Source organism: Acidovorax sp. SUPP2825 (genome assembly GCF_030158995.1).
GTDB lineage: Bacteria > Pseudomonadota > Gammaproteobacteria > Burkholderiales > Burkholderiaceae_C > Paracidovorax.
This window is the reverse complement of the sequence record NZ_BQXK01000019.1, coordinates 84,881-91,867: the sequence shown is the minus strand read 5'-3', so window position 1 is coordinate 91,867 and position 6,987 is coordinate 84,881. Positions and strand designations below refer to the sequence as shown.

Genomic DNA, 6,987 nt, shown 5'->3' with positions numbered 1-6,987 from the left:
TCTTGTGTTGGCGCGAGGCCTCAGCGAACAGGTCGAACTTCAGGGCGCTACGGGGAGTGATCATGGCAAAGGATGGAGCACGCGTTCTCGATCAACAAGGGACCGGATGGGTTTTGAGAGGTTCCCTGAAGGCTGAAGCCAAAAGCGGAACAAAAATGCAAGCTGGTACGGTCAGCACGGCCCGCAACGCGCTATCGGCATTTGGCGAGCTTCCCTCGCCTCATGCAATGAGTTTTGTGGCTGACAGGCTTGAATTGGCAGAAGATAAACTACTTCGGGATGCACTGGACGATGCGCAAATGAAGCGGAGTCTGAGACCTACGCATGTCACTCACATGCTCTTTACGTTCTCCGGCAATGACACAACTGCGATGCTGACCAAAAACCTAGCGTGTTATACGGGTGCGTCAGCGCAGCACTATGTAGGTGTTCGTGTTGAAGACCATCAGAATTTCATCAGCTCCGTGTTCGCTGCAGTGGAGGTCTAATGGCAACCACGCTTGAAGAGTTGCAGGCGAACATTGAAGCCGCTATCACCCCTGGATATCGGCAAAAGTTGCTGGCACGAGGACAGGCTCGCGGAATGATTTGGCGGGCTGGGCTTTTGCCTATCGACGCGCCTCTTTTTAGCCCCGAACTGTCTGAGGACCTGCTGTCCTTTGGGTACTCGCTATTGCTGCATGGGTTGCGGTATCTGGACTTGGGAGGCAGTTTTTCTCTTGCCAGAGTGGCCTTCGAGGTGTCTGCAGAGTCCATTGAGGCCGTAGTGGCGCGCGGCGAGGTGAATGAGGACCGCGACTTTCACCGCCTCATGGCGGGTGGGGCCTATCACCTTGGCAGGTACTCGGCTCGCGCCTACTCAATGCTGTTTAGAGGGCTGGGCCAGTCGAACCTTTCCGTTGTCGAACGCTGTTTGGCTCAACTTATGCTGCGTGACCTTGATGGGGTCAATGCTGCGGTGTCGCGCTGGTTCGAATCGGGGGTAGGTTCGGACAAAAACCTTATTGGGGCACTCGCTAAGGATGTTGACGCTGAGCTTGAGAATAAGAACTTTGAAGATGAAGGCGTCATTGAGGCAATGACCCTGGCATTGGAAGGCAACTTTCTATCAGCAATGTCTCAAACACTGCTCGCCTTGGAGCGAGGGGACCAACTTCTGATACTGCAAGCCCAGAATCGGTTGCGAGAAGGACTTGCTGTTGCAGGAGAGTTGAACTTGGTTAGCCAATGGTGGACTCATCGGCTGGCGGTATACATCGTCGACGGACTTTGGACGAGTAGCTTCCATGCACTATTGCCTACTCAAGGTCCTGCCGGCGCAGAGATGGGTGAGTGGGTAAATTTGCGAAAGCTATTTGTTGCCTCGCTCTTGCGTCGACGCAGGGCAGAGGTTGAGCTGTGGCCCTCCCAGATTGACGCAGCGAAACGAGTGCTCGAGGTTGACACTAATTTGGTACTTTCATTGCCGACTAGCGCAGGAAAGACGCGTATTGCAGAGCTGTGTATCTTGGCCTGCCTTGCAGGTGGAAAGCGGGTGGTCTTTGTAACTCCACTTCGGGCGCTATCGGCGCAAACCGAGGTTTCGCTAAGGCGGACCTTCGGGCCGCTAGGTAAGACGGTGTCGAGTCTCTATGGCAGCATTGGTGCAAGCTCGAGTGATGTGGCCGCCCTCACGTCTCAGGACATTGTGGTCTCCACGCCCGAGAAATTAGACTTTGCACTCCGAAGTAACCCCGAGCTCTTGGACGACATCGGATTGGTCGTCTTGGACGAGGGTCATATGATTGGCATAGGAGAACGCGAGGTCCGGTATGAGGCGCAGATTCAACGCCTTCTGCGGCGTGCTGACGCGGCCGGCAGACGGATTGTTTGCCTTTCGGCTATCTTGCCTGATGGGGACCAACTTGAGGACTTCACCAAGTGGCTCACATCCGACCGCATCGATGGGCTTATCAAAAACGACTGGCGTCCTACTCGGTTGCGATTTGGGGAGGTTGACTGGAATCCCGCTAGTAAAGTTGCGCAGCTCAACGTCGTAGTTGGTGACGAGCATCCGTTTGTTCCCAAGTTTGTCATAGGCAAGACCTTGACGACCAGGAAGAACGCGAAAGTCTACCCAGCTTCTCAAACTGATTTATGTATCTTCAGTGCCTGGCGACTGCTTGAGGAGGGGCAGTCTGTCTTGGTTTTCTGCCCGCTTCGGGTGTCGGTTCTCCCCTTTGCCAAACGTATCCTCCGGATGGTTGATGACGGGCTTATCGTGCCTATGCCAGCGCCTCCAATAGAGGTCCTCAGCTCAGCCCTCGCAGTCGGTTCTGAATGGTTCGGTCCGAATCACGAAATTCTCAAGTGCTTGCGCTTGGGTGTTGCGGTGCATCACGGAGAGCTGCCTACATCATTCAGAAAAGAGATAGAGCGTCTGCTACGAGATGGTGTTTTGAATCTAACAGTTTCCTCGCCGACTCTTGCACAGGGTTTGAATCTTGCTGCAACCAGTTTGGTGTTTCATGGACACACCCGAAATGCTTCGAGCATTGACATCTCGGAGTTTCGAAATGTCGTTGGTCGTGCTGGGCGCGCCTACATTGACATAGAGGGGCTGGTGCTTTACCCCATGTTTGATGACCATGGAAATCGCCGCTCTGCCTGGGACGGGCTCATCGCGAGTACGAAGGGCCGCGAGATGGAAAGCGGGATTTTGGAACTGCTCAAGTCGCTGCTAGTGCGGGTGGCAAGAAAGCTAAATACTGCCGACGTAAGCGCTGTGCTCGAATACGTTGCAAATCAGGGGGGATGGGATTTTCCATTTATCAAGTTCGAGAAAGGCTGGCGAGCAGAAGAGTCGGAGGCTGCTTGGCCAAAACAGCTGGCGAGCCTGGATACCGCAATCTTTAGCTTACTTGGTGATGCGCAGGTAGCAGACGAGGATATTGAGGCAGCGCTTGACGCAGTGCTAACTAACTCGCTGCTCAATCGACGACTCGTGCGTCAAGAGGCTACGATAAAACGTCTATTAATCGGTGGGTTGAAAGCTCGAGTGCGTTTCATCTGGTCCAATTCCTCCTCCTCACAACGTCGTGGCTACTTTCTTGCAGGTGTAGGCCTGACTACCGGGCAAGCGCTCGATGGCAAAGCGCAAGAGCTCGAATATTTACTGCTGGCAGCAAACGTGGCCGTAGACTCCGGAGATGTCGATACAGCAATTCAGGCCATCATTGGCTTTGCAGATATCGCCTTTGAAATTCCCCCTTTCCGTCCTACAGACCCACCTGCAGACTGGAAACGCATATTGGAGTTGTGGCTTCGAGGGGTGCCAGTCCCAGAAATTTTTGGAAATGACCCTGATGACACTGTTAATCTGATTGAACGCGCTTTTGTCTACAACCTGCCTTGGGCAATGGAGGCTGTGCGAGTGAGGGCGGAGGCGCATAATGACCCATTCTCGGATGAGATTACTGTGGCTAGCTACGGTAGTGCGAATGCGGTTGCATCGATAGAAACTGGAACTTTATCGGTAGCTGCCGCCACGCTCATTAAAGCCGGCTTTGCATCCAGGCTAGGCGCAATTCGTGCTGTTATGGCGACGGCCGCCAATTTCGATTCTCCTGCTGGAATGAGAGCTTGGCTCGCATCCGAAGAAGTTCGGGGGCGCAGAGAGGACTTCGCTTGGCCCACGCCGGAATCACATGAGTTATGGGTTGACTTCACTGCACCTCACGGTGGCGGATACATCAAGCCTTGGTCTGCGACCACATACACCGGGCCTGTTACTTGGCACAACGTGCCCATGCCACCTGGGACCCCACTGAGGCTGGGTGGGGGAGTAGGCAAGGAAGACGCGATTTACACCGCGGACTTCAAGGAGGTTGGCAAGATTGGCTATGCTTTTAATCGGGCCGCCATTGGGCTCTCCATCGCGACCGCTACGGGAGCTTTAAACACTATTTCCTTTGAGTACATAGGCCCCAATGACCTTGTTACTGTGCACTAGTTCGCTCAGTAAACCTAATACTGGCGCGGGTTGCAGCAGGATGCCAAAAATTGGGCCGGGCCTTGCCGAGCTGCTGTCGAAAGGGCGGCGGCGACGTAATTTTCGGCCTTTTTTACACAGTTATAGCTATCGGTGTTTAGATTTGGCCAAGTACGGTAGTCGGTCAATACCGTCGTGCCGGGGCCAGGGTGAGCGCCTGCTGATAAACGCCAGATAGATGCATGGGAAGGGACATCGGCGAGCATGCGCCGGCTCAGGCCGCCAAATCACATTGCGTCAAAACAGCCCGCGCTGCGTCGACGTGAGCGCAGTGAAGCTCTCACCCATCGGTTGCAAGATGGCGTCAGCAATGGGTTGGAGCTGCGCGGTCAGGTAGTGCTCGTGGTCGATGCGAGACCGCCGTGCTTCAAGAGGTTCGGGCCCGCTGCTCGTCATGACGTACTGAATCCACCCCCCGCGCTGGTAGCGCATGGGTCGCCCGAGGCGAGCGTTGTGCTCGTCGGCGAGCCGCGCGGCGCGAACCTGCGGAGGTACATTGGACTGGTACTCGTCGAGACGATGCCGCAGCCGCTTGCGGTAGATGAGTTGGTCGTCTTTCTGGCCAGCGAGCGTGTCTCGAGCGTATTCCACAACAAACTCCCTGTACGGCTCGCCCTGGAAGATGCGAGACAGCAGCCCTTCCTGGAAACGCCGCGCAAGCAGTGTCCAGTCGCTGCGGGCCATCTCCAGCCCGCGGTACACCATCTCTTCCTTTCCGTTGGCGTCAGAGCTCAGCCCGGCGTATCGCTTCTTGCTCCCCACGTCAGAACCACGGATGGTCGGCATGAAGAACTTCTTGTAGTGCGTGTCGAACTCAATTTCCAAGAAGTTCTGAAGGCCCATCTCATCGCGAAGTTTGCGGGTCCACCAGGCGTTGATGTCCTTCGCTAGGGAGGCGGCTATTGCATGCGCTTCCGCGTTCGTACGGGTACGGCCAAGCCAAATGAAGATGGAGTCTGTGTCACCGTAGATGGCGTGGTACCCGCGCTCTTCCACCAAGCCCTTCGTGATTTTCATCATCTCGTGCCCGCGCAAGGTTACGGCCGAGACAAGCTTCGGGTTGAAGAACCGGCAGTCCGAGGCGCCGAGCACGCCCGCGAATGAGTTCATCAGCAGTTTCAGAGCCTGGGATAGCGGCTCGTTCTTGACCCGCTTTGCCTCATCCCTAGCAGTAGACAGCGTGGTCACGATTTCGGGCAAGCAATGCTTCTCGCGCGAGAACAGTGTGTCTTCGGGACCTGGAACCAGCTGGGCCCCGTCGGTAGCCACGGCGGCCTCCGCGAATCCCACCGGGTCGACGAGGAAGGTTCGGATGATGGAAGGGTAAAGACTTTTGTAGTCAAGCACCACGACCGAGTCGTAGAAGCCCGGCCTTGAGTCCATCACGTAGCCACCAGGATAGGCCTTGCTAGCGATGTCACCAACGTTGGGTGCCACGTAGCCCTGGCGATGCATGCGGGGCAGGTAGTGGTGGCTGAACGCAGCGATGGAGCCCCCGAAGTGGTCTGCCTGGAGGCCCGTGGTCTGGGCCCGCTCGAGCACGAATTCCAGCAGCTTGGCCTTCTCGAAGATGCGGAGGACCAGCTCACAATCACGGATGTTGTACGTAGCCAGGGCGAGCTTGTCCTCTTGGTAGCGGCGCTCAATCTCCGCCATCTTGTCGTACTCGTCGCCGATGTCTTTTCCCTCTCCCAACAGCTGCTGCGAGACGTTCTCCAGACTGAAGGAGGGGAAGCTCCAGACTGCGGCTCTAAGGGCCTCGATACCGTCAATGGCAACGCGCCCAGGCATGGGGGCGAAGAGGTAGCCCTGCTTGCCGGGATGCGTGCGCCACTCGATAGGCTGGCGCTCCCGGCCGAGCAGCAGCGGCACACCAGCTACTTCGGCAGTCTTCTGCAACACGCGCAGGTCAAACTGCACCACGCTCCAGCCGACGATGACGTCAGGGTCGTGTTCTTCGAACCAGTCATTAAGACGCTCGACCAGCGCCTTGCGGGTTGGCAGGTATATCAGTTCGAAGTCTGACTGGGAGATGGGCCCATGAGGCGCATCGCCCAGCATGAAGACAGTGCGCAGTCCAGTACCGTCCAAGGCAATGGAGTACAGCTCCTCGTACTGGCTCGTCTCGATGTCGAGCGAGACGACCTTCAAATTGGGGCGGTACGCCGGGGCAGACTTCAGGCGGCCGTCAAAGAGCACTCCATCCTTCACGGTGCCACCTTCCACCGAAACTCCTGCGGTGATGAAGCGCTCCATCAAGTAGCGCTCGTGGGGCCGGACATCGGCCTCCAGCAGCAGAATCCCCTGAGGCCCCAGCGCGCGTGCCAGTTTGCTAATCAGGCGGAACTTGCGAGCGTAGATGCCAAGGACGGGAGCATGCTGGAGGGTTTTCAGCTCCAGTTCCTTGAGCTGCAAGCCAGGCAATGACACCATATGCGATTCCACCGTTGCACGGTGGCGTGCCTCAACGAAGGCGACCGAGACCTGTTCTGTGAGGACAACCTTCAGCGGGCCGGTATCGGTGACAAGCCAGTAGATGAGCTCCGTGCCGGCGTGCGTGTCCCGCCATTGGCGAGTGAGGATGAAACCGTTCTCAGCAGAAATGGGCACGGTGGCGCGGAGAAGCAAACGAGCAGGCAAGCACCTGAAAAAAGCGTTCGGTCTTTCAACACCGGTGCGCAACAGCGAAGCAGCTGATGCTATCAGGGGTTAGCGTTTGGGCTCGAACCGCAAGGTGAATTGACGCACACAAGTCGCTTTAGCTGGTTGTTGATTCTGAATGCGTGCGCTGCTGTCAGCCTATTGGCGCGTGAAGTATTCAAGCATCGCGATGCTTGCAGGATTGAGCCGCTCTTTTGCATATGCCTTTGCCTTTTGCTCCCACAAAGTTTCAAATTTGATGCAGCCAATTTAACGCTTCCGTTAGGCCGCCAAACGGGTCTAAGAATCGGTCGTTT

3 protein-coding genes are annotated in these 6,987 nt (G+C 56.3%); 2 read left to right on the top strand and 1 reads right to left on the bottom strand.

What is annotated here, in order from left to right:
• Together AVAK2825_RS20260 and AVAK2825_RS20255 are read left to right on the top strand one after the other, a co-directional pair.
• On the top strand, nucleotides 1–488 hold a 488-nt coding region (locus AVAK2825_RS20260), incomplete at its 5' end, for a Hachiman antiphage defense system protein HamA (RefSeq protein ID WP_502870571.1).
• The gene (locus AVAK2825_RS20255; protein ID WP_284402264.1) at nucleotides 488–3,991 is read left to right on the top strand and encodes a DEAD/DEAH box helicase; all 3,504 of its coding nucleotides are present in this window, start codon (nucleotides 488–490) and stop codon (nucleotides 3,989–3,991) included. The genes AVAK2825_RS20260 and AVAK2825_RS20255, both read left to right, overlap by 1 nt.
• 276 nt (nucleotides 3,992–4,267) lie before the next feature.
• Here the strand turns inward: AVAK2825_RS20255 and AVAK2825_RS20250 are convergent, their stop codons facing one another.
• Nucleotides 4,268–6,640, bottom strand: a complete 2,373-nt coding sequence (locus AVAK2825_RS20250; RefSeq protein WP_284402263.1) for a DNA polymerase II — start codon at nucleotides 6,638–6,640, stop codon at nucleotides 4,268–4,270.
• Between the last annotated feature and the right edge of the window lie 347 nt (nucleotides 6,641–6,987).